Raw genomic sequence first — 21,271 nt, forward strand, 5'->3', positions numbered from 1 at the left:
CAATCTAGCAGAGCTTGGCCCTTCGCACCCGGGTCTGCGCAGCTTCCATCGTCGGCCGGATCGGGCGCTCCCGCGCGCCCGCCGGGGGTGCCGCCGGGCCGCCGCCGCGACAGACTGGACGGGTGAGCGCCGTGGAGCGTCCCGGGCGGCTGATGTCCGCCGAGATGGACGAGCAGCCCGCCGTACTGCGCCGCCTGCTGACCGAGGGCGCGGAGGCGATCCGCGCCACCGCCGAAGCCATCTCCCAGAAGCGCCCGCGCTTCGTGCTGCTCGCCGCCCGCGGCAGCTCCGACCACGCCGCCCTTTACGCCAAGTACCTGCTGGAGGTGCGGCTGGGCATGCCCTGCGGCCTCAGCTCCATGTCCACCACGACGGCCTACGGGGCCACCCCCCGGCTCCAGGACGTGCTGGTGATCACCGTGAGCCAGTCCGGCGGCTCCCCGGACCTGGTGGCCTCCACCCAGGCCGCCCGCGCCGCCGGGGCCGTCACCCTGGCCGTGACCAACAACCCCGACTCCGCCCTGGCGGCCGTCTCCGAGCACCACGTCGACGTGCTGGCCGGCCCGGAGCGGGCCCTGCCCGCCACCAAGACGTACACCGCCTCGCTGCTGGCCCTGTACCTCCTCGCCGAGGGGCTGCGGGGCGGCGACGGGGCCGCGGAGACCGCCGCGCCCGTGCCGGAGCTGGCGGAGCGGATCCTGGCCCGGCGCGAGGAGGTCCGTACGCTCGCCGCCAGGTACCGGTTCGCCGGGCGGATGGTGATCACCTCGCGGGGGTTCGGCTACCCCACCGCCCGCGAGGCCGCGCTCAAGCTCATGGAGACCAGCTACATCCCCGCCCTCGCCTACTCGGGCGCGGACCTGCTGCACGGCCCGCTGGCGATGGTCGACAACGTCTCCCCGGTGATCGCCGTGGTCACCGAGGGCCGGGGCGGCGAGGCGCTGCGGCCCGTCCTCGACCGGCTGCGGGGGAGGGGCGCCGACCTCGTCGTGGTGGGCCCCCGGCCCCAGGTCGAGGCCGCCTCGGCCGGGTTCGTGCTGCCCGTGGACGGGCTGCCCGAGGAGCTCCAGCCGGTCCTGGAGATCCTGCCGCTGCAGCTCCTGGCGTACGAGGTGACCCTCGCCCGGGGCCAGGACCCGGACGCCCCGCGCGCCCTGGCGAAGGTCACCGAGACGCACTGACCCGCACGCCCGGGCCGCCCTGCGCCCCCGGGGCGGCCCCTGGTGCGGGCCGCCCCGGGCGCGCGGGTCAGAGCAGGCTCATCTGGAGCCCGCCCGTGGCGTCGAGGTGCTGGCCGGTGACCCAGCGGGAGTCGGGCGAGGCCAGGAAGGCGGCCACGTCCGCCACCTCCTGGACCGTGCCGATCCGGTGGAAGACCGAGCGGGACGCGGCGTGCGCACGGGCGGCCGGATCGGCCAGCCAGGCGGCGTTGAGGTCGGTCTCGGTGATGCCGGGGCCCACCGAGTTCACCGTGATGCCGCGCGGCGCCAGCTCCGCCGCGAGCGAGCGGGTCAGCGCGTTCACCGCGCCCTTGGCCATGACCGTGGCGAGGATCGCGGGCAGGGCGATGTCCGGCGTGCCGGTGACGTTCACGATCCGGCCGTCGTCGCGCAGTCGCGGCAGCGCGGCCCGGGTGACCAGGAAGTGCGCCTTCGCGTTCACCGCGTGGACCCGGTCGTACGTCTCCTCGTCGGTGTCCGCGAGCGTCGCGAAGGTCGCCGAGCCCGCGTTGTTCACCAGGACGTCCACGCCCTCGGTGGCCTCGGGGTGGGCGTCGTACGCGGCCCAGAGGGCCTCCGCCGCTCCGGGCGTGCCGAACTCGGCGCGCACGGCGAAGGCCCGCCCGCCGGCCCCCCTGATCGCGGCCACCGTCTCCTCGGCCGCCTCCTTGTTGCTGCCGTAGTGGACGGCCACCAGCGCCCCGTCCCGCGCCAGCCGCTCGGAGACGGCCCGCCCGATGCCCCGGCTGCCGCCCGTCACCACTGCAGTCTTGCCGCTGAGCACGCCCATGACGCGCCCCCCTTTTCTCTAGTGGTCGCTACAGAAAGGGACCGTACCAGATTCACTAGTGCCCGCTATAGAATTCGCGCATGGCGACCGGACAGCGCGGCAGACCCCGCTCCTTCGACCGCGGCGCGGCCCTGAACGAGGCCATGCGCGCCTTCTGGATCCACGGGTACGAAGCCACCTCGATCGCGGACCTGACCCGGGCCATGGGGATCGGCGCGCCCAGCCTGTACGCGGCCTTCGGCGACAAGCGGAAGCTGTTCGACGAGGTGGTCGAGGCGTACGCGGGCACGTACGGGGCCTTCGGCGCCCGCGCCCTCACCGAGGAGCCCACGGCCCGCGCGGGGATGGAGCGCACGCTGCGGGAGGCCGCCGTCTCGTACACGAGCCCCGACCACCCGCCCGGCTGCCTGGTCATCAGTGCGGCGACCAACTGCGCCACGCCCGAGGTGGAGGAGGCGCTGCGGGACCGGCGCAACGCCAACATCGCGCTCTTCGAGAGCCGGATCCGGGCCGACGTGGCGGCGGGACTGCTGCCGGCCGGCACGGACGCGGCCGCGCTGGCCCGCTTCGGCGGGGCGGTGCTGCAGGGCATGTCCCAGCAGGCGCGGGACGGTGCGACGCGGGAGGAGCTGGAGGCGGTGGCGGAGCGGGCGCTGCTGGCCTGGCCGTAGGGGGCGGCGTCGGGGGCATCGGGGGAAACCCCCGGACGGCCCCCGAGAACCACCCGGAAGGCCCCGGAAAAACCCCAGGGCCACGGTGTCGGACGGGACCCTCAACCCGTCCGGCACCATGGCCCGGAGTTGCTTCGGCCGAAGGGTGTGCGGTCCCTGCGGCCGGTGGGGAGGTGCCTGCGCGGTCAGGGCAGAACGCGCGGCTTACCTCGCTCCGTCCTCCTGTGCGGGGAGGGCGGAAGTCTCTTCTTACCTCAGCATTGTGGACTAGACCATTCTGTTCTGTCCATCCAATGACAGGGCCCAAAGACCCGTCACTTCCTCCAAGATACGCGGCCCGGCGGCCGTCTGGGTATTCCCGCTGCGAAACTCCTGCCCAGAGCCCGGGTACCCTCGGCTGCGTGCCCTCCATGAACGACCTCGTACGCCAGCACACCGCGCTCAGTGAGACGGAGCTGGAGTGGCTCCACATGCTGGTCTCGGAGTGGCAGCTGCTCTCCGACCTGTCCTTCGCGGACCTGGTCCTGTGGGTCCCCACCCTCGACGGCACGCGCTACGTCTCGGTCGCCCAGATGCGCCCGAACACCGGCCCGACCTCCTACCAGGACGACATGGTCGGTCACCTGGTGCCGCGCGGCCGGCGCCCGCTGCTCGACGCGGCCCTGGACGAGGGCCGGATCGTGCGCGAGGGCGACCCGGAGTGGCGCGAGGAGGTGCCCGTACGGGTCGAGTCGATCCCCGTGCGGCGCGAGGGCCGGGTCTTGGGCGTCATCGCCCGCAACACCAACCTGCTCACGGTGCGCACCCCGAGCCGGCTGGAGCTCACCTACCTCCAGTCGGCCTCCGACCTGGCCCAGATGATCGCCGCCGGAACGTTCCCGTTCCCCGGCCAGCAGGTCGACATGGACGCCTCTCCGCGCGTCGGCGACGGGCTGATCCGCCTCGACGCGGAGGGCGTCGTCACGTACGCCTCGCCGAACGCGCTCTCGGCGTACCACCGCCTGGGACTCGCCTCGGACCTGGTCGGCCAGCACCTCGGCAGCATCACCGCCGAGCTGGCGCCCTCGCGCGGGCCGGTGGACGAGGCCCTGGTCAAACTGGCCAGCGGGTGGGCCCCGCGGGAGACCGAGATCGAGGCCAACGGCGGGGTGATCCAGCTCCGGGCGATTCCGCTCAAGCCCAAGGGGACCCGGATCGGTTCTCTGGTGCTGTGCCGCGACGTCACCGAACTCCGGCGCCGTGAACGCGAGTTGATCACCAAGGACGCCACCATCCGGGAGATCCACCACCGGGTGAAGAACAACCTCCAGACGGTCGCGGCCCTGCTGCGCCTGCAGGCCCGGCGGATGGACTCCGATCAGGGCCGGGAGGCGCTCAACGAGGCGGTGCGGCGGGTCGGTTCGATCGCCATCGTCCATGAGACGCTGTCCCAGAACCTGGACGAGCGGGTGGAGTTCGACGAGATCGCCGACCGCGTGATCGCGATGGTCGCCGAGATCTCGCCGGGGAAGGTCGACTGCCGGCGCACCGGACGCTTCGGCATCCTCGACGCCGAGGTCGCCACCCCGCTGTCGATGGTGCTGACCGAGGTGCTGCAGAACGCGCTGGAGCACGCCTTCGCACCGGGGGAGCGGGGCACGGTCGAGGTCGGCGCGGTGCGCAGCGGCACGGGCCGGGACGACGCACGGCTGCTGATCACGGTGCTGGACGACGGCCGGGGCCTGCCCGAGGGCTTCGACCCGCAGCGCGCCGGGAACCTCGGCCTGCAGATCGTGCGGACCCTCGTCGAGGGCGAACTCGGCGGCAGCTTCGACATGCGGCCGCGCCCCGAGGGCGGCACGAAGGTCGTGCTCGACGTCCCCGCGGTCTCCCAGAAGTAGCCCGTCGGAAACCGAGCAAATGCCCCGTCACGCAGAGTGATCATGCTGAGGGGCGGCTCCGTTCGCCGGAAGTCCGGCGGAAGTCCGGCGGAAGTCCGGCGGCACGTTCCGGAAAAGCACTGAGCCCCGGACCGATTTCCCGGTCCGGGGCTCAAGAGCACGTTGCTGAGCGCTATATGGGTGGTGCTACGCGCTGCGGCTCGAGGCTCGAAAGTCGATGTCAGGCGCTGGCGTTGCGCGCCCGGTTGCGAGCGGCGCGGCGCTTCATCGCGCGGCGCTCGTCCTCGCTGAGGCCGCCCCAGACGCCGGAGTCCTGGCCGGACTCGAGCGCCCACTGCAGGCACTGCTCCATCACGGGGCAGCGGCGGCAGACGGCCTTGGCTTCCTCGATCTGCAGCAGCGCAGGACCGGTGTTGCCGATGGGGAAGAACAGCTCGGGGTCTTCCTCACGACAAACGGCGTTGTGACGCCAGTCCATGGCTGCTACCTCTCTTGTGTGACTTGCACGTTGCTTGTGAATGTGAACGCTTTCACGAATCCCTTCGCGAGGGAAGGGCCGACGCCCAGGGGTTTTCCTGGTGCGGTCCGATTCGTGGAGGGGTTCTGGCGGTCATGGGAGCCGGTTCTGCGGGCTGTCCCGATCGCCATGTAGAGATTCGCAAACCTCGGACGGGGATACAACCCCTTCCGGAAAGTTTTTTTTGATTCGTCGGTGTCGACTAGGTCACAGCCGTACTTCTATGGGGTGGACCCGCGCCTAAACGTTCGAGTGCAAGGACTTTGGGGTCTTCTACTCACACAATCACACGCAGTGCACGGCGTACGCCTGTGAACCGCACGCTCGTACGCAGTCCGAGGTGGTCGCCGTCCATCTGGAAGGGAAGCGGCACCTTCGAATGCAAGGTGAAGTCGGTCAGATCGTGCAGAGTGACCGCATGCTTGCCCTGCGGGCCGCGCTCAGGAGTCGAGGTCAGGAGCTGTGTCGCGTAGCGCGCGATCGCCGGAGTTGACAAACGGTCCAGGCCCAGCACGTCAAGCGCGGTGTCGAAGGAGGCCTCGGGGGAGGCGTAGAGCGGCCGGTTGCCCAGGAACGTCCACGGTGACGTGTTGCACACTATCGACAGCACCAGGTCACGGACCGGCTCCGCGTCCGGCCGCTCCAGCGTGATCGTCCCGCTCCGGCGGTTCGGCTCCTCCAGGAACTGGCGTACGAGCTGGCGGACGTAGAGGGCGTGCGTCGAACGCTTGCCCCGTTCCCGCTGCTGTTCGACCCGCCCCACGACGCCCGCGTCGAAGCCGAAGCCCGCGCAGAACGTGAACCAGCGGGACGGCACCGCCTCGTCCTCCGTGCCCGGCGTACCCGAGGCCAGGCCCAGGCCCACGGTCCGCTCCCGGCGCTCGCGCAGCGCGTCGAGGATCGCGCCGGTCGCCTCCACGGGGTCGTTCGGCAGGCCCAGGGCCCGGGCGAACACGTTGGTCGAGCCGCCGGGCACCACGGCCAGGCCGGGCAGCCGATCCGGGTCGGGCCCGTCGTGCAGCAGACCGTTGACCACCTCGTTGACGGTGCCGTCGCCACCCAGGGCGACCACCAGGTCGATGTCGTCGCTGCCCGCCGCCTTGCGGCCGAGGTCCCGCGCGTGCCCCCGGTACTCGGTGGTCACCGCCTCCAGCTTCATCTCGCTGGCCAGGGCGTGGATCAGCACGTCGCGCACGCGTGCACTGGTGGTGGTAGCCGCCGGATTGACCACGAGGAGTGCACGCATGAGCGCCAGATTACCCACCCGTTCCGGGGCCGCCCATACGGGTCACCCCGGAAGGGCCGCGGCTACCCTGCTGGGGTGAGTACGAAGCAGACCCCCGCCCCCGCCGGACCGGCCGCCTCCGGTCCCGTGCCCGCCCGGCTGACCGCCGCCGCCGCGCTCACCGCGCTGGAGGGCCTGGCCCTGGCCGGCCTCGGCGTCTACATGCTGCTGGTGGGCGTCCTGGGCGACCCGGACTCCCCGCAGCAGGCCGAGACCGGCGGCATCACGCTGCTCGCGCTCGCCGCCCTGCCGCTGGTCGCCGCCCGCGGGCTGCGGCTGCGCCGCCGCTGGAGCCGGGGCCCCGCCCTGATGACCCAGCTGATGGCGATGCCGGTCGCCTGGACCCTGTACAACACGGGCGGCGCCATGATCGCCGCCGCGGCGGCGCTGGCCCTGGCCGCCGTCGCCGTCGTCGTCCTCGTGGTGAACCCCACGGCGACCGAGGCCCTGGGCGCGGGCCCCCGAACCGCCGGCGAATAGCCCCGGCAACGGCGGAGGGGCGCGGTGTCCGTACGGACCACCGCGCCCCTCCGCTTACCGTCCTACTCCTCCACGAGGAGCTTCTCCCGCAGCTGCGCCAGGGTCCTGGCCAGCAGCCGGGACACGTGCATCTGCGAGATGCCGACCTCCTGCGCGATCTGCGACTGGGTCATGTTCCCGAAGAACCGCAGCAGCAGGATCCGCTTCTCCCGCGGCGGCAGTCCCTCCAGCAGCGGCTTGAGGGACTCGCGGTACTCGACGCCCTCCAGCGCCTCGTCCTCCGCGCCCAGGGTGTCCGCGACGGCCGGGGACTCGTCGTCCGTGTCCGGCACGTCCAGGGAGAGCGTGCTGTAGGCATTGGCCGATTCCAGCCCCTCCAGCACCTCCTCCTCGGAGATCCCCAGCCGCTCGGCCAGCTCGTGCACCGTGGGGGAGCGGCCGTGCTGCTGCGACAGCTCGGCCGTCGCCGTGGTCAGCGCCAGGCGCAGCTCCTGGAGGCGCCGGGGGACGCGTACCGCCCACCCCTTGTCACGGAAGTGGCGCTTGATCTCGCCGACCACCGTGGGGGTCGCGTACGTCGAGAACTCGACGCCCCGGTCCGGATCGAACCGGTCCACCGACTTGATCAGGCCGATGGTCGCGACCTGCGTGAGGTCGTCCAGCGGCTCGCCGCGGTTGCGGAACCGGCGGGCCAGGTGCTCGACGAGGGGCAGGTGCATGCGCACCAGCCGGTTGCGCAGTTCCGCCCGCTCCGGGGAGCCCTCGGGGAGCCCCCGCAGCTGGACGAAGAGGGCCCGCGCGCCGCTGCGGTCGCGGGGGTCCTGCTCTTCCGCCGTGTGGTTGTCCTGCCGCTCGTTCTCGCTCATAGGGCCCGCCCGTCGCTCCGCCGAGTCCAGAAAGCCGTCTTCCGCCGGGTGTGGCCGGGCGTGCTGCTCCGGGATGCCACCGCCGGCGTGCGCCGCCCCGGACACCCCCCGGACCTCCTCCGGGGGGACACCCATGCCCCGCACCGGGACGTCCTCGCCGCTCACGCCGGACCGGGTCCCGCGCCGCGTTGTTTGTAGAGGCTGATGCTGACCGTACGGTCCTCCGCGACCGTGGACTCGACCTTGCCCGCCAGCGCGGACAGCACCGTCCACGCGAACGTGTCGCGCTCCGGCGCCCGCCCGTCCGTGGTCGGGGCCGACACGGTCACCTCAAGCGAATCGTCCACCAGCCGGAACACACAGCTGAGGACGGAGCCTGGGACGGCCTGCTGCAGCAGGATCGCGCACGCCTCGTCGACCGCGATGCGCAGGTCCTCGATCTCGTCGAGGGTGAAGTCCAAACGTGCCGCGAGGCCGGCCGTGGCCGTGCGCAGCACCGACAGGTAGGCACCCGCGGCCGGCAGCCGGACTTCCACGAAGTCCTGCGTCCCGGGCTCGCCTGCGATCTGGGACACCCTCACCTCCAAGGTGGTACGAGCTCTGTTCGCCGGTGACGCTATCGCGATCCGAGCGGTCGTGTCGCGGCGCCCCCATCCCGCGGCCGTGACTGATGGTAAGCCCACGGGTACGCACAGTGGCTAGGGGTCTGCGGGCCCAATTCAGGGGAACCGGCGGAGGGTTGACCTACCCTGCCGCACGGGACCTCACACGATCGAGGAGTCGACGAAACACCACCGCCACGTCTCGCCCGGTTCGTAGCTGCGCATCACCGGATGGCCCGTCTCCTGGTAGTGCGCGGTGGCGTGCCGGTGGGGGGAGGAGTCGCAGCACGCGACGTGGCCGCACCAGAGGCACATGCGGAGCTGCACCGGGTGGCTGCCCAGCGACAGACAATCCGGGCAGGTCATCCCACGCGGTACCGGCTCGGGGCGCGGCAGTTCTGGAACGTGCGTGCACTCGCTCATGATTGCCAGGTTACGTCGGCGCCGGCCCGGTCACGGCCGGTGAAGAGCGAGGGAAGGCCACGATGGAGGTAGTGCCGCTGGTGGCACTGGTGGCGGTGAGCGCCGCCGTCGCGGGGATCGCACGCAGGACGCCGGTGCCGGCACCGCTGCTGCTGGTCGCGGCCGGGCTGGCCGCCGCGTACCTGCCCGGCGTCCCCGAGTACGCGCTGGACCCGCACATCGTGCTCCCGCTGGTGCTGCCGCCGCTGCTGTACACCGCCGCCGTCGACAGCTCGTACCTGGACCTGCGGGCCAACATCCGGCCGGTGGCCCTGCTGTCGGTCGGGTACGTGCTCTTCGCGACGCTCGCGGTGGGGTACGCGGCGTACCTGGTGGTGCCGGGGCTGCCGCTGACCGCGGCCCTGGTGCTGGGGGCGGTGATCGCGCCGCCGGACGCGGTGGCGGCCACCGCGATCGCCCGGCGGCTCGGGCTGCCGCCCCGCATCACCACCATCCTCCAGGGCGAGTCGCTGGTGAACGACGCCACCGCGATCACCGCCTACAAGGTGGCGCTGGCCGCCGTGGTCGGCGCGGGCGCGGGCTGGGCGGGCGGCATCGCGGAGTTCCTGCTGGCCTCGGTGGGAGGGGTGGGCGTCGGCCTGCTGCTGATGGTGCCGATCCACTGGCTGCGCACGCACCTGCGGGAGCCGCTGCTGCAGAACACGCTCTCGCTGCTGATCCCCTTCGTGGCGTACGCGGCGGCGGAGCGGGTGCACGCCTCGGGCGTGCTGGCCGTGGTGGTGGTGGCGCTGTACCTCGGGCACCGGAACTGGCAGGTCGACTTCGCCACCCGGCTCCAGGAGGAGGCGGTCTGGAAGATGATCGCCTTCGTGCTGGAGTCGGTGGTCTTCATGCTGATCGGCCTGCAGCTGCCGGTGGTCCTGGAGGGGCTGGGCGAGTACGAGGGGATGCACGCCGCCTGGTACGCGGTGGCGGTGTTCCTCGCGGTGGTGGCGGCGCGCTTCGTCTGGGTCTTCCCGGCGACGTTCCTGCCGCGGATCTCGGCGCGGGTGCGGGAGCGGGAGCCGGAGACCAACTGGAAGGCGCCGGTGATCGTCGGCTGGGCCGGCATGCGGGGCGTGGTCTCGCTGGCCATCGCCTTCTCGATTCCGATGACGGTGGACGAGGGGGGAGGCGGAGAGGGCTTCCCGGCGCGGAACCTGATCCTGTTCCTCACCTTCACCACGGTGATCGGCACGCTGGTGGTCCAGGGGCTGACGCTGCCCCCGCTGATCCGGCTGCTCAGGCTGCCGCCGCGGGACGTGCAGGCGGAGACGCTGGCGGAGGCGCAGGCCCAGAACGCCGCCTCGGCGGCGGCGGAGGCCCGGCTGGAGGAACTGCTGGAGGACCGGCGCAACGCGCTGCCGGCGCCGCTGGCCGACCGGCTGCGGACCGTGATGGAGCGGCGGCGGAACTCGGTGTGGGAGCGGCTGGGGGCGGTCAACGAGGAGACCGGCGAGTCGGCGGACGACACGTACCGGAGGCTGTCGCGGGAGATGATCTCGGCGGAGCGGGAGGTCTTCGTCGCCCTGCGGGACGAGCGGCGGATCGACGACGAGATGCTGCGGACGCTGTTGCGGCGGCTGGACCTGGAGGAAGCGGCCGCGTTTCGCGAGTCCGCGGACTGAGTCCTCCCCTGGTGCCGGTCCCGTGCCGGGTGCGGCGCGTTGCCGGGGGTGCGGGTCCGTGCCGGGTGCGGCGTGGTGGGGGTGCGGGCCGTTGCCGCTGCGCGGAGCCTGTTCCCCACCCCGCCCTTTCCCGGACCGGGGGCTCCGCCCCCGGACCCCCGCGCCTCAAACGCCGGCGAGGCTGGACATGCGGCACGATCCAGCCCCTCCGGCGTTTGAGGAGCGGGGTCCCGGGCGGAGCCCCTGGGGGCACCTCCCAGCGGTAGCTGGGGGAGGGACCGGCCCCGCCGGGTTACGGGGCGCCCGTCACGACGGCGGCCAGGACCGTGCCCCGGGGGAACGCGCCGGATTCCGTCAGGGCCAGCGCCGCGTACAGCAGTTTCGCCACGTACACCCGCTCCACGGCGAGGCCGTGCCGCCTCTCGAAGTCCGCCGCGAACGCCTCCAGGTGCGGGGGGACGCGCGCGTAGCCGCCGCCGTCGAAGCCCTCCGCCAGGGTCCACGTACCCCGCGGCCCCCCGAACGCGGCCGTCTGGAGCGCCCGGACCTCCTCCCCCAGGAAGCCCCCCTTCAGCACCGGCACCCCCACCGCCCGCTGCCCCGGTGCCAGCCCCGCCGCCAGGCCGGCCAGCGTGCCGCCCGTCCCGCACGCCACCGCCACCACGTCCGCCGCGCCCCGCAGCTCGCGGCCCAGCTCCACGCAGCCGTGCACCGCGAGCGCGTTGCTGCCGCCCTCCGGGACGACGTACGCGTCCTCCGCGCCCGCCCCGGCCAGCAGCCGGGCCAGACCCTCCGGGGAGCCCTTCTCCCGGTACGGCCCGCGGCCCACGAAGTGCAGCCGCATGCCGTCGGCCGCGCAGCGGGCCAGCGAGGGGTTGAGGGGGCGGCCGGCCAGCTCGTCGCCCCGTACGATCCCGACCGTCCGGAAGCCGAGCAGCCGGCCCGCGGCGGCGGTGGCCCGGAGGTGGTTGGAGTACGCGCCCCCGAAGGTCACCAGCGTCCCGTACCCCTGCTCGCGCGCGGCCGCCAGGTTCAGCGAAAGCTTTCGCCACTTGTTGCCCGGCAGCTCCGGGTGGATCAGGTCGTCCCGCTTGAGCAGCAGCGTGACCCCGTGGCGGGCGAAGCGCTCGTCCTCGGTCGGGAGCGCGGACAGCGGCGAGGGGAGCCGCGGCCGCAGGGCCGTCAGGTCGAGCGCTTGCCTGGTCATGCCCCCATTGTCGGGGCGGCGCTCACTTCAGCCGCTCGTGCACCCGGTCGCGCAGCGAGGCCATGGTGAAGCCCACCGGGTCGACCTTGCCGGGCTGCCACTCGCGGTGGCCGATCACCGAGCGCGCCGTCCAGCCGTGGTGCCGGCAGACGGCCGCGGCGGCGCGCACGATCGCGTCCAGCTGGACGGGCGGCCAGGGGTCCTTGCCGTCGCCGAGGTTCTCGCACTCGAAGCCGTAGAAGTGGCGGTTGCCGTCGGTGCCCCGCTCGTTGTCCGGCGGCAGGGCCTTCTCCGCGATCACCGCGGCGAGTACGTCGGGGTCGCCGGAGCCCGCGTGGTTGGTGCGCCCGTACCCGACGAGGTGGACGTGGCCGTCCTTGGCGATCACGCCGTGGCAGAGCGGGCCGGGGAGGTCGCTGTGGCCGTCGCGGCAGATACGGACGGTGGCCGCGGTGCCGCGGGTGACGGTGTGGTGGATCATGACGCCGTGCACGGGCCCCCAGGGCCCCCGGTGGTTCCGGTTGTGGGTACGCCAGTTGCCGACCCCGACTACGGTCAGGCCCTCGCCGACCAGGGCGGTCCTGAACTCTTCCGCGGACATCGGACGGGCCATCGCGGCCTCCTTCGACGACGCGACGGGCGCCGGTCGCGCTCCGCCTCGTACCCGGGATGTACCGGAACACCCTCTTCCGGCAAACCCCGTTCGGTCCGTGTGCGAGCCGATTCGGACACGGACCGTGACGGGGTCGACGAGGGGCGCGGGGCCCGCGGACCCTGGTGCGTCAGGCCGAGGCGAGCCAGAGGTCGGGGCCGAACACCTCGTAGTGGATGTCGGAGGCCGGGACCCCGCGAGCGAGCAGCTGCTCGCGCACGGCCCGCATGAACGGGAGCGGGCCGCAGAGGTACGCGTGGGTGCCCGGGGCCGGGTCCGGCAGCGCGGTCAGGTCGACGAGCCCGGTGCGGTCGCCCTCGGACTCCTCGGCGTCGTCCTCGTACCAGAAGTGCGCGGCGGCGTCGGCAAGTTTGCCGGTGAGCCGGCGGTGGTCGGCGCGCAGGGCGTGGTCGGCGGGGGAGCGGTCGGCGTGCACGACGGTGACCGGTGCGGTGTGACCGGTCTCGGCGAGGTGCTCCAGCATCGCGACCATCGGGGTGCAGCCGATGCCCGCGGAGGCGAGCAGCACGGGGGCGGCCGCGTCGTGGAGGACCAGGTCGCCGTACGGGGCGGAGACGCGGAGGGTGTCGCCGGCGCGCACGTGGGCGTGCAGGTGGTTCGAGACCTCCCCGTCGGGGGTGGGGCCGCCGTGGATCCGCTTGACGGTGATGGCGCGCACGGCCGAGCCGGGGGCGGTGGAGAGGCTGTACTGGCGGATCTGGCGGGCGCCGTCGGCCAGGGTGACCTGCACCGACACGTACTGGCCGGGCAGGTGGGCCGGGGCGGGGGAGTCGTCGGCGGGGACCAGCTGGAAGGTGGTGCAGTCGGCGGTCTCCTCGATGCGGGCGGACACGGTCCAGTCCCGCCAGACGTCGCCGGCGGCGATCCGGTGCCCCGCGTAGAGGCGCTCCTCGATGGCGGTCAGGGCGTTGGCCATCAGCCAGTAGACCTCGTCCCAGGCCTCGGCGACCTCGGGGGTGACCGCGTCGCCGAGCACCTCGGCGATGGCCGCGAACAGGTGCCGGTGCACGATCGGGTACTGCTCGCGGGTGACGCCGAGGGACGCGTGCTTGTGCGCGATGCGCTCCAGCATCACGTCGGGGCGGGTGTCGGGGTGCTCGACGAGGTACGTGGCGAAGGCGGCGATGGAGCCGGCGAGGGCCTGCTTCTGGAGCCCGGCCGCCTGGTTGCCGCGGTTGAACAGGTCGCGCAGCAGCTCCGGGTGGGCCTCGAAGAGCTTGCTGTAGAAGAGCTCCGTGATGTCGCCGATGGCCGCCCCGACGGCGGGGAGGGTGGCTCGTACGGTCGCGGTCGACTTCTCGGAAAGCATGGCGGGCTCCTCGCGATAATTGGAATTTCAGATGCGGATTTAACGGCGGACGCCGGTGCGCCGCGGTGCGCACATGTGTCCGAGCAGGTGGGTCAGTGGATGGTAGGCAGGGCGTCCGGCGGATCGATATCGGCCATTGGGCCCTCAGGGGCCGGGCCGTTCGGGCACCCCTCCCGACGTGCCCGTGATCCCCAGGAGCAGCGGTCCCGTGGGGGCGCCCACCAGGTCGTCGACGGTGAGCGGGTCCAGGGTGGTGAAGAAGGCCTCCTGGGCCCGGCGGAGCGCCCCGCGCAGCAGGCAGGCGGAGCGCAGCGGGCAGGGCTCGGTGCCCTCGCACTCGACGACGTCGCCCGCGCCCTCCAGCTCGCGGACCACCCTGCCGACCGAGGCGGCCCGGCCGGCGGCGGTGAGGGTGAGTCCTCCGCCGCGCCCGCGCCGCGCCTCGACCAGGCCGAGGTGCTGCAGCCTGGCGACGACCTTGGCCGTGTGCGTGTACGGGACCCGCATGGTCGCCGCCACGTCCCGGGTGGTGGGGAGCTCGTCCCCCTCGACCGCCAGGCGCATCAGTACGCGCAGGGCGAGGTCGGTGAATCGGGTCAGCCGCATGGCGTCACCCTAGTGAAACTTGCATCTTGGAATCAAATTAAGTGCGCGCCCGGTGGTGGGGCCGGGATGGCGGGGCGGGCGTGGGCGCGCGGGGCGGGCAGAGGCGGGTTTGGGCGGGCGGGCCTGGGCGGGCGGGGTCGTCAACGGTGGCCGAAACGGATGGGGTCCTTGTGGGTGACTCCCGAACTCCACAGGTTGCCCACGCCCTGACGGAGTAGTCCCACCCTTTTGTGTAATGGTCGCATCACGCAGCGCGCTGAAAGGCTTCTGCTCGCAGGCCGTTTGCGTGATCGAAAGGGAATGAGATGTCGGTCCAGGCAGGTTCCGAAAACCGTGACGCCCAGGCTCAGCCGCAGCGCAGCCTCGGCACCGCGGCAGCGCGGAACTTGGCAACCACCACCAAGTCCGCTCCGCAGATGCAGGAGATCACCTCACGGTGGCTGCTGAAGAAACTGCCGTGGGTCTCGGTACAGGGCGGCACGTACCGGGTGAACCGCAGGCTGAGCTACTCGGTCGGCGACGGACGCGTGACGTTCATCAAGACCGGTGACCGGGTCCAAGTGATCCCCGCCGAGCTCGGCGAACTCCCGCTGCTGCGCGACTACGAGGACCTCGACGTCCTCGGGGAGCTCGCCCAGCGCTGCCGCCAGCTCGACTTCGCCGCCGGCGACGAGCTCACCTCCTTCGGCAGCCGTGCCGAGGAGGTCTACCTCCTGGCCCACGGCCGCATCGAGCAGATCGGCCCCGGCCCGTACGGCGAGGACGCCGTCCTCGAAACGGTCGCCGACGGCGCCTACTTCGGCGAGCAGAGCCTGCTCGACGACGAGGCCATCTGGGAGTACACCGCCCGCGCCGCCACCTCGGGCACCGCCCTGGTCCTCACCCGTCAGGACTTCCTGCTCCTCGCAGACCGCGTGGACTCCCTGCGCGAGCACGTGGCGCACGTGCGCAGCCTGCCGGCCCAGCGCACCAACAAGTACGGCGAGGCCGCGATCGACCTCTCCGCGGGCCACGTCGGCGAGGCCGTCCTGCCGGGCACCTTCGTCGACTACGACGCACACCCCCGCGAGTACGAGCTGAGCATCGCCCAGACGGTGCTGCGCGTGCACACCCGCGTCGCGGACCTCTACAACCAGCCCATGAACCAGACCGAGCAGCAGCTGCGGCTCACGGTCGAGGCGCTCCGCGAGCGCCAGGAGCACGAGATGCTCAACAACCGCAGCTTCGGCCTGCTGCACAACGCCGACTACGACCAGCGGATCCAGCCGCACGACGGCGCGCCCAGCCCCGACGACATGGACCAGCTGCTCAGCATGCGGCGCGGCTCCAAGTTCTTCCTCGCCCACCCCAAGGCCATCGCCGCCTTCGGCCGCGAGTGCAACAAGCGCGGCATCTACCCCACGCCCGTGGAGATCGACGGCCACCACGTGCCGGCCTGGCGGGGCGTGCCCATCTTCCCGTCCAGCAAGATCCCGGTCAGCGACGCGCGCACCACCTCCATCCTGTGCATGCGCACCGGCGAGGACGAGCAGGGTGTCATCGGCCTCCACCAGCCGGGCATCCCGGACGAGATCGAGCCCAGCCTCTCGGTCCGCTTCATGGGCATCAGCGAGCAGGCGATCATCTCCTACCTGGTCACCGCGTACTTCTCCGCCGCGGTCCTGGTACCGGACGCGCTCGGCATCCTGGAGAACGTCGAGATCGGCCGGTGGCGCTGAGCGCGGCGGCGGGCGGGCGTCCCGTGGCGACGGCCGGGACCGGCACCGTGGACGGGCAGGAGGCCGCACTCCTCCTGGACCGGACCAGGGAGGCGGTTGACCCCGAACTGCGCAGGACCGTCGAGCAGCTGCCGGGCTCGATGCGGCGGGTGGCGATGTACCACTTCGGCTGGGAGCGCGCGGACGGCACGCCGTCCGCCGGCCCGGCGGGCAAGGCCATCAGGCCCGCCCTGGTCCTGGCCGCCGCCCAGGCGGTGGGCGGCCACGCCGGCGACGCGGTACGGGCCGCCGCGGCCGTGGAGCTGGCGCACAACTTCACCCTGCTCCACGACGACATCATCGACGAGGACGCGCGGCGCCGCGGCAGGCCCACGGCCTGGACGGTGTTCGGGATCCCGGACGCCCTGCTGACCGGGGACGCCATGCTCTCCCTCGCGCTGAAACGGCTGGCCGAGGACCCGCACCCGGCGGCGCCCGCGGCCGCGGCGCGGCTCACCGCCTGCGTGGTCGAGCTGTGTGCCGGCCAGCAGGCGGACTGTGCCTTCGAGGAGCGGGCGGAGGTGTCCCTCGACGAGTGCCTGGCCATGGCCATGGCCAAGACGGGGGCGCTGCTCGGGTGCTCCTGCGCGCTCGGGGCGCTGTACGCGGGGGCCGGCCCCGAGGAGGTCGAGGCCATGGACGCCTTCGGGCGCGAAGCGGGCCTCGCCTTCCAGCTGATCGACGACCTGATCGGCATCTGGGGCGACCCGGAGCACACGGGCAAACCGGCCGGTGCCGACCTGGTCGCGCGGAAGAAGTCCCTGCCCGTGGTGGCGGCGCTCACCTCGGGCACCACGGCGGGCGAGGAGCTGGCCGCCCTGTACGCGGGACCGCTCGCCCCGGACGACGTGGGCAGGGCCGCGCTGGCCGTGGAACGTGCGGGCGGCCGGGACTGGGCCCAGGTCCACGCGGCGGACCGGATGGCCCGGGCGGTGCAGCAGCTCTCGCGGGCCGTGCCGGACCTCGGGGCGGCCGGGGGACTCCTGGCGCTGGCCGAGTTCGTGACGCGGCGGACGCGGTGACGGGGGTGCGGTGATTCGGGTTCGGGTCCGGGTCCGGGTTCGGTGATTCGGGTCGGGGGTTCGGGTCGGGGGTCCGGGTTCGGGTTCGGTGGTTCGGGTCCGGGTTCGGGGTCGGGTTCGGGTTCGGGTTCGGTGATTCGGGTCGGTGGTTCGGGTCTGGTGAAGCGGGTCCGGTGACGTCCGAGGACGCGGAGGCCCGTGCGTGCGACCGTTTTCGGTCACGCGTGCGGGCCTTCTTCGCTTCCCCAACTCTAGGATCGGCGGGCGATGTTGACCGTGATCGTGGAGTGAAGGGGCAAGTGCTGTGGGAGTTGAGATACGCCAGGCGGGGCCGGCGGACCGGGACGCGGTGGCGAAGCTGCTCGACGAGGCGTTCCAGAACGACCCGGTGAGCAGCTGGGTCTTCCCGGACCCCGTGCACCGCCGGGCCGTGCACGGCAGGTTCCTGGGCGTGTTCGTCGACGTCACGCTGGAGGGCGGGCGGATCGACATGCTGGCGGACGGCTCCGCCGCCGCCCTGTGGCTGCGGGTCCCCGCGGGCGTGCACGAGGAGGAGGTCGACGTACCCGCCCTGATGCGGGAGACGGCCGACCCGGACAACGAGCGCTGCGAGCTCGTGGGCCGTCTGATGGGCGAGATCCACCCCACCCACGAGGAGCACGAGTACCTGCTGATGATCGCCGTCGACCCGGCCCGGCAGGGCGAGGGGCTGGGCACGGCCCTGATCCAGCCGGTGCTCGACCGCTGCGACCGGGAGGGCGTAGCGGCGTACCTGGAGGCGAGCAGCGAGCGCAGCCGGCCGCTGTACGAGCGCCTCGGGTTCGAGTTCACCGGCACGCCCGTGCAGCTGCCGGACGGGCCGCTGATGTGGCCGATGTGGCGGAGGGTGCGGGACTGACGGGGTGGTGGGGCGGGGGCGTGGCGCGGGTCGTGGCGCGGTGCGTTGCGCGGGGGCGTCGCGCGGGTCGTGGCGCGGTGCGTCGTGCGGGGTCGCGCGCGACGCGCCGGTGATCAATCCCCTTGCGTAACCACTGCACCCATACTACTTTGAACGCAGTGGTCGCCAGGGGGGCGGTCGCCGAACTGCAAAGGATCCGTATGCGCACGCTGACCTACTACATCGGCACGACGATCGACGGGTTCATCGCGGACCCGGACGGCGGCGTCGAGTTCTTCGACCCGTACGTGCTCCCCGAGCTGGTGGAGCACTTCAAGGCCGAGCACCCCGAGGTGCTCCCGACCCACCTGCACGAGCCGCTGGGGCTGGGCGAGTTCGAGCCCAAGCGCTTCGACACGATCATCCAGGGCCGCACCACGTACGACGCCGCGTACCGGTTCGGCATCACCAGCCCCTTCGCCCACCTGCGGCAGTACGTGGTCACCCGCTCCCTGGAGGCCTCGCCCGACCCCGCGGTCGAGCTGGTCGCCGGCGACGTCGTCGCCAAGGTCAGGGAGCTGAAGGCCGAGGAGGGCGGCCTGGGGATCTACCTCGCGGGCGGCGCCGACCTGGCCGGGCAGCTCGCGGACGAGATCGACGAGTTCGTCGTGAAGACCTACCCGATCTTCGCGGGCGACGGCGTCCCCATGTCGCGGGCCGGGTTCGCGCCCCGCGGGCTGGAGCTGACGGGAGTCAAGGTGCTCGACATGGGTGCCGTGATCAGCTCGTACGCCCGGAAGCGGTGACGGAGGGGCCGCCCGGCCTCCGCGGGCCTACCGTGGAGGTATGCGCGGCGAAGAACACAGGGCGGCCGAACCGCGGACCGCGCCGGGGCAGGAGCGCCACTGCCCGGTCTGCGGCCGGCCCGTCGAGGAGATCGTCCACCGGCGGAAGGTGCTGGGCGCCTTCGTGCCGGAGTGGGGCCCGGGCCCCTGCCGGAACCCGGACTGCCCCGCGTACGCACCGGGGGGCGAGGCCGGGCACCGGCGTTGAGGGGCCTGGTCAGCCCTTGGTGGCCGTGGCGGCGAGGCCGTTCCGCCACAGGTAGTCGACGCGCGAGCGCTCGGCCGAGTTCGGGTACGCGTTCGTGCAGGACGTGCCCGGCCCGCCGCCCGACATCAGCTCGCTGCACGGACCCGAGTAGTGGTCCGGCAGCCCGAGCACGTGGCCCGTCTCGTGGGCGGTCACGCGGGTGGAGTTGTACTGCTGGTTCTGGCGGTAGTCCAGGAAGATGTAGCCCCTGCCGTGCCCGTCGGTGCTCGCGTACGAGCCGCGGGAGTCGTTGCCCTCGTAGTACGCGAAGTCGTAGCCGCTGCTCGACTCGGCGAGCTTCACGTTCGCGACCGAGCCGTTCCAGATCTGGGTGCTGCGGGCTATCTGGGTGCGGAAGGACGGGGCGTTGCGGGTGCTGTAGTACACGGTGACCGAGGCGGCCGTGGGGTTGGCGGCTCGCTTGGCGGCGACGGACTTCATCACGGCCTTGAAGAACGCCTGGTTGGCGGTCGCGTTCTCCTGGGAGCGTTCGTAGGCGGTGTACGAGGCCGTGTTCGAGGCCGCGGCGGCCGTGCTGGTGGCGGTGGTGCTGCTGGTGCTGCTGCTGCTGGTGGTCGTGCTGGTGGCGGCGGTGGCCGGGACGGCGCCGAGGGTGAGTGCCAGGCCGAGGCCTAACGCGGAGGCGAGTGCGGTCCTTCGGGGGTGGCGCATGGGGGGCTCCTACTCGTTCCGGTGCGGGGGGTGGTCGTTCCGGTACCGGAGTGTGGGGGAGTCCCGGGCGCGCGCGGATGATGCCGGCTGCCGATAGTGCGGGGTTATCGCCGTGGCGCGGGTGGTCGGTGGGCCGCTGCCGGTGTGCTTTTCGCGCCGTATGCCTGGTCGTCAACTTCCGTGAATTTGGCGGAAAGTGACGGTTCACCGGTGGCTGGTGCGGCTCAGGGGGCAGCCTTACGCTCGGTGCATGGAGCTCGAGGTGAGGCATCTGCGCGCCCTGTGCGCCATCGCGGAGACGGGCAGCCTGCACAAGGCGGCCCGTCAGCTCGGCGTGACACAGCCCTCCCTGACGGCGCAACTCCGGCGCATCGAACGCGCCTTGGACGGCGAGCTGTTCCTGCGTGACCGGACCGGATGTCGCCCGACGCCTTTCGGCCGCGAGGTGCTGGGCCGCGCGCGGCCGCTGCTGGACGGCATGGCCTCACTGCTCGCCGAGGCGCGGGCGGCCGCCGGTGGGCCCCGGCTGCGGGTCGGCTCCACCGCGAGCCGCGCCCTGCCGGGGTGGCTGCGCAGGCTGCGCCGGCGGCTGCCGGACACCGAGACCTCGCTGCTGGTGGACGTCTCGGCCAACGCCCTGCTGCGGATGGTCGCGGCGGGCCGCCTGGACGTGGCCTTCGTGCACGAGGTGGAGGGTTCCCCGCTGCGGATCCCGCCGGGGCTGGACGTACGGGTGCTGGTCGAGCGGGAGCCGCAGTTCGTGTCCCTGGCCCGTGACCATCCCGCCGCGCGGCACGAGGTGGTGGACCTGGCCGACCTCGCGGGGGACCGGTGGATGGTCGACCCGTCCGTGGACGGCGAGTGGGCGGGGCTGCGCCGGGTGCTGGCCGCTGCCGGGATCGATCCGCGGTACCTGCACGCGGATTACCACACCGCGGCCGCGCTCATCGTGACGGGCGACGCGGTGGCGCCGTGCCAGCCGACGTCCGGGCCGCGGGAGGACATGGCCATCCGGCCGCTGCGGGGCGACCCCCTGGCCGTACGGCTGCTGCTGGCCCAGCCGCCCGGTGCCGACCCCGCGGTCTACGCCGACCTGCTGGCCGCTTACCGCGAGGCGGCCCTCACGTCTGCGGGGTACCGGTCGTGGTTGCTGCGGGTGGGGAGTCCGTTGTTGGGGGTGGCCTGAGGCGGGCCGCCGGGGCCTGCTTGGGGGTGGGGGCGGGCGCGGTGTGAGCCGGTGCTGCCGGTTGTTCTGGCTCGCCGGGCCGCCGGAGCTCGCTTCGGGGGTGGGTCGTGTGGTGTGTGGGTCCCCTCGGTGCTTGACCCATCGTGGCCTGCAGGCCCTGCGGCAGGCCCACCCCTGGGGCAAGGGGCTTCGCCCTGGCCTTCGGCCACCCCAGGCCCGGGCCTGCCTCCGGACCAGCCTGCCACGACGCGTCAAGCACCTTCCCCACACACCACACGACCCACCAGGGCGGCCAAGGAAGCGGAGGCGGTGGGGGTTGAACTGAGGGCGCGGGGTCGGGGGTCGCGGACCCGGGGGGCGTGCTCCAGCGGGTCCAGCCGGACAGCACGTCGTCCAGTGGCTCGTCGGTGGCCCGCCACGGCTTTCCCTCCGGTGCCGGCCGCGGTCCAGTCCTGGGCCGCGCAGGAGG

Annotated in this window: 22 protein-coding genes; 11 read left to right on the forward strand and 11 right to left on the reverse strand. The window is 72.8% G+C overall.

Annotated features, from left to right (window positions below; translation table 11 throughout):
* Positions 1 to 152: 152 nt before the first annotated feature.
* On the forward strand, positions 153 to 1,181 hold the full coding sequence (locus ACIQUQ_RS00575) for an SIS domain-containing protein (RefSeq protein WP_403970516.1): 1,029 nt from the start codon (positions 153 to 155) through the stop codon (positions 1,179 to 1,181).
* 67 nt (positions 1,182 to 1,248) lie between these two features.
* Here the strand turns inward: ACIQUQ_RS00575 and ACIQUQ_RS00580 are convergent, their stop codons facing one another.
* Positions 1,249 to 2,010 (reverse strand): SDR family oxidoreductase, encoded by a 762-nt coding sequence (locus ACIQUQ_RS00580; protein ID WP_403969456.1) that lies wholly within the window; start codon positions 2,008 to 2,010, stop codon positions 1,249 to 1,251.
* Positions 2,011 to 2,090: 80 nt separating this feature from the next.
* Here ACIQUQ_RS00580 and ACIQUQ_RS00585 point away from each other — a divergent pair, with 80 nt between their 5' ends.
* Both ACIQUQ_RS00585 and ACIQUQ_RS00590 read left to right on the forward strand, forming a co-directional pair.
* Positions 2,091 to 2,681 (forward strand): TetR/AcrR family transcriptional regulator, encoded by a 591-nt coding sequence (locus tag ACIQUQ_RS00585; RefSeq protein ID WP_403969459.1) that lies wholly within the window; start codon positions 2,091 to 2,093, stop codon positions 2,679 to 2,681.
* Positions 2,682 to 3,091: 410 nt separating this feature from the next.
* Positions 3,092 to 4,561 carry a sensor histidine kinase gene (locus ACIQUQ_RS00590; protein ID WP_399945578.1) on the forward strand — a complete coding sequence of 490 codons (1,470 nt, stop codon included), beginning with the start codon at positions 3,092 to 3,094 and terminating at the stop codon, positions 4,559 to 4,561.
* Between the two features lie 220 nt (positions 4,562 to 4,781).
* Here ACIQUQ_RS00590 and ACIQUQ_RS00595 read toward each other — a convergent pair whose 3' ends face one another.
* Positions 4,782 to 5,039 carry a WhiB family transcriptional regulator gene (locus tag ACIQUQ_RS00595; RefSeq protein ID WP_003953983.1) on the reverse strand — a complete coding sequence of 86 codons (258 nt, stop codon included), beginning with the start codon at positions 5,037 to 5,039 and terminating at the stop codon, positions 4,782 to 4,784.
* A 316-nt stretch (positions 5,040 to 5,355) separates the two neighbouring features.
* Positions 5,356 to 6,324: a diacylglycerol/lipid kinase family protein gene (locus tag ACIQUQ_RS00600; protein WP_403969462.1), complete on the reverse strand. Its 969-nt coding sequence runs from the start codon at positions 6,322 to 6,324 to the stop codon at positions 5,356 to 5,358.
* A 75-nt stretch (positions 6,325 to 6,399) separates the two neighbouring features.
* Here ACIQUQ_RS00600 and ACIQUQ_RS00605 point away from each other — a divergent pair, with 75 nt between their 5' ends.
* Positions 6,400 to 6,843 (forward strand): hypothetical protein, encoded by a 444-nt coding sequence (locus ACIQUQ_RS00605; protein WP_399945291.1) that lies wholly within the window; start codon positions 6,400 to 6,402, stop codon positions 6,841 to 6,843.
* 62 nt (positions 6,844 to 6,905) lie between these two features.
* On the opposite strand, the gene ACIQUQ_RS00610 is transcribed toward ACIQUQ_RS00605, so the two are convergent.
* The 3 genes from ACIQUQ_RS00610 to ACIQUQ_RS00620 all read right to left on the reverse strand — a co-directional run bounded on the left by ACIQUQ_RS00610 (position 6,906) and on the right by ACIQUQ_RS00620 (position 8,734).
* Positions 6,906 to 7,844, reverse strand: a complete 939-nt coding sequence (locus ACIQUQ_RS00610; protein WP_403969465.1) for an RNA polymerase sigma factor SigF — start codon at positions 7,842 to 7,844, stop codon at positions 6,906 to 6,908.
* A gap of 26 nt (positions 7,845 to 7,870) precedes the next feature.
* On the reverse strand, positions 7,871 to 8,284 hold the full coding sequence (locus ACIQUQ_RS00615) for an anti-sigma regulatory factor (RefSeq protein ID WP_399945296.1): 414 nt from the start codon (positions 8,282 to 8,284) through the stop codon (positions 7,871 to 7,873).
* Between the two features lie 189 nt (positions 8,285 to 8,473).
* Positions 8,474 to 8,734 (reverse strand): UBP-type zinc finger domain-containing protein, encoded by a 261-nt coding sequence (locus ACIQUQ_RS00620; protein WP_399945298.1) that lies wholly within the window; start codon positions 8,732 to 8,734, stop codon positions 8,474 to 8,476.
* Positions 8,735 to 8,796: 62 nt separating this feature from the next.
* On the opposite strand from ACIQUQ_RS00620, the gene ACIQUQ_RS00625 reads away from it, so the two are divergent.
* Positions 8,797 to 10,401: a Na+/H+ antiporter gene (locus ACIQUQ_RS00625; protein ID WP_403969468.1), complete on the forward strand. Its 1,605-nt coding sequence runs from the start codon at positions 8,797 to 8,799 to the stop codon at positions 10,399 to 10,401.
* A 292-nt stretch (positions 10,402 to 10,693) separates the two neighbouring features.
* Here the strand turns inward: ACIQUQ_RS00625 and ACIQUQ_RS00630 are convergent, their stop codons facing one another.
* The 4 genes from ACIQUQ_RS00630 to ACIQUQ_RS00645 all read right to left on the reverse strand — a co-directional run bounded on the left by ACIQUQ_RS00630 (position 10,694) and on the right by ACIQUQ_RS00645 (position 14,196).
* Positions 10,694 to 11,608 (reverse strand): 1-aminocyclopropane-1-carboxylate deaminase/D-cysteine desulfhydrase, encoded by a 915-nt coding sequence (locus tag ACIQUQ_RS00630; protein ID WP_403969471.1) that lies wholly within the window; start codon positions 11,606 to 11,608, stop codon positions 10,694 to 10,696.
* A gap of 22 nt (positions 11,609 to 11,630) precedes the next feature.
* Positions 11,631 to 12,221 carry an N-acetylmuramoyl-L-alanine amidase gene (locus tag ACIQUQ_RS00635; protein WP_403969474.1) on the reverse strand — a complete coding sequence of 197 codons (591 nt, stop codon included), beginning with the start codon at positions 12,219 to 12,221 and terminating at the stop codon, positions 11,631 to 11,633.
* A gap of 169 nt (positions 12,222 to 12,390) precedes the next feature.
* Positions 12,391 to 13,590, reverse strand: a complete 1,200-nt coding sequence (locus ACIQUQ_RS00640) for a globin domain-containing protein (RefSeq protein WP_403969477.1) — start codon at positions 13,588 to 13,590, stop codon at positions 12,391 to 12,393.
* Between the two features lie 144 nt (positions 13,591 to 13,734).
* Positions 13,735 to 14,196 (reverse strand): RrF2 family transcriptional regulator, encoded by a 462-nt coding sequence (locus ACIQUQ_RS00645; protein ID WP_403969480.1) that lies wholly within the window; start codon positions 14,194 to 14,196, stop codon positions 13,735 to 13,737.
* Between the two features lie 305 nt (positions 14,197 to 14,501).
* Between ACIQUQ_RS00645 and ACIQUQ_RS00650 the strand changes: the two genes are divergently transcribed.
* The 5 genes from ACIQUQ_RS00650 to ACIQUQ_RS00670 all read left to right on the forward strand — a co-directional run bounded on the left by ACIQUQ_RS00650 (position 14,502) and on the right by ACIQUQ_RS00670 (position 18,905).
* Complete coding sequence (locus ACIQUQ_RS00650) at positions 14,502 to 15,914, forward strand: family 2B encapsulin nanocompartment shell protein (protein WP_403969483.1); 1,413 nt, start codon at positions 14,502 to 14,504, stop codon at positions 15,912 to 15,914.
* Positions 15,911 to 16,975 carry a family 2 encapsulin nanocompartment cargo protein polyprenyl transferase gene (locus tag ACIQUQ_RS00655; RefSeq protein WP_403970521.1) on the forward strand — a complete coding sequence of 355 codons (1,065 nt, stop codon included), beginning with the start codon at positions 15,911 to 15,913 and terminating at the stop codon, positions 16,973 to 16,975. Before ACIQUQ_RS00650 ends, ACIQUQ_RS00655 begins: the two co-directional genes overlap by 4 nt.
* Before the next feature lie 304 nt (positions 16,976 to 17,279).
* Positions 17,280 to 17,873 carry a GNAT family N-acetyltransferase gene (locus tag ACIQUQ_RS00660; protein ID WP_403969486.1) on the forward strand — a complete coding sequence of 198 codons (594 nt, stop codon included), beginning with the start codon at positions 17,280 to 17,282 and terminating at the stop codon, positions 17,871 to 17,873.
* 200 nt (positions 17,874 to 18,073) lie between these two features.
* Positions 18,074 to 18,658, forward strand: a complete 585-nt coding sequence (locus ACIQUQ_RS00665) for a dihydrofolate reductase family protein (protein ID WP_403969489.1) — start codon at positions 18,074 to 18,076, stop codon at positions 18,656 to 18,658.
* A 40-nt stretch (positions 18,659 to 18,698) separates the two neighbouring features.
* Positions 18,699 to 18,905 carry a hypothetical protein gene (locus tag ACIQUQ_RS00670; protein WP_403969492.1) on the forward strand — a complete coding sequence of 69 codons (207 nt, stop codon included), beginning with the start codon at positions 18,699 to 18,701 and terminating at the stop codon, positions 18,903 to 18,905.
* A 9-nt stretch (positions 18,906 to 18,914) separates the two neighbouring features.
* On the opposite strand, the gene snpA is transcribed toward ACIQUQ_RS00670, so the two are convergent.
* Complete coding sequence (gene snpA, locus ACIQUQ_RS00675) at positions 18,915 to 19,616, reverse strand: snapalysin (RefSeq protein ID WP_403969495.1); 702 nt, start codon at positions 19,614 to 19,616, stop codon at positions 18,915 to 18,917.
* Between the two features lie 250 nt (positions 19,617 to 19,866).
* Between snpA and ACIQUQ_RS00680 the strand changes: the two genes are divergently transcribed.
* Complete coding sequence (locus tag ACIQUQ_RS00680; RefSeq protein ID WP_403969498.1) at positions 19,867 to 20,802, forward strand: LysR family transcriptional regulator; 936 nt, start codon at positions 19,867 to 19,869, stop codon at positions 20,800 to 20,802.
* The last annotated feature ends 469 nt before the right edge of the window (positions 20,803 to 21,271 follow it).

Source organism: Streptomyces sp. NPDC101118 (assembly GCF_044759445.1).
Classification (GTDB): Bacteria; Actinomycetota; Actinomycetes; order Streptomycetales; family Streptomycetaceae; genus Streptomyces.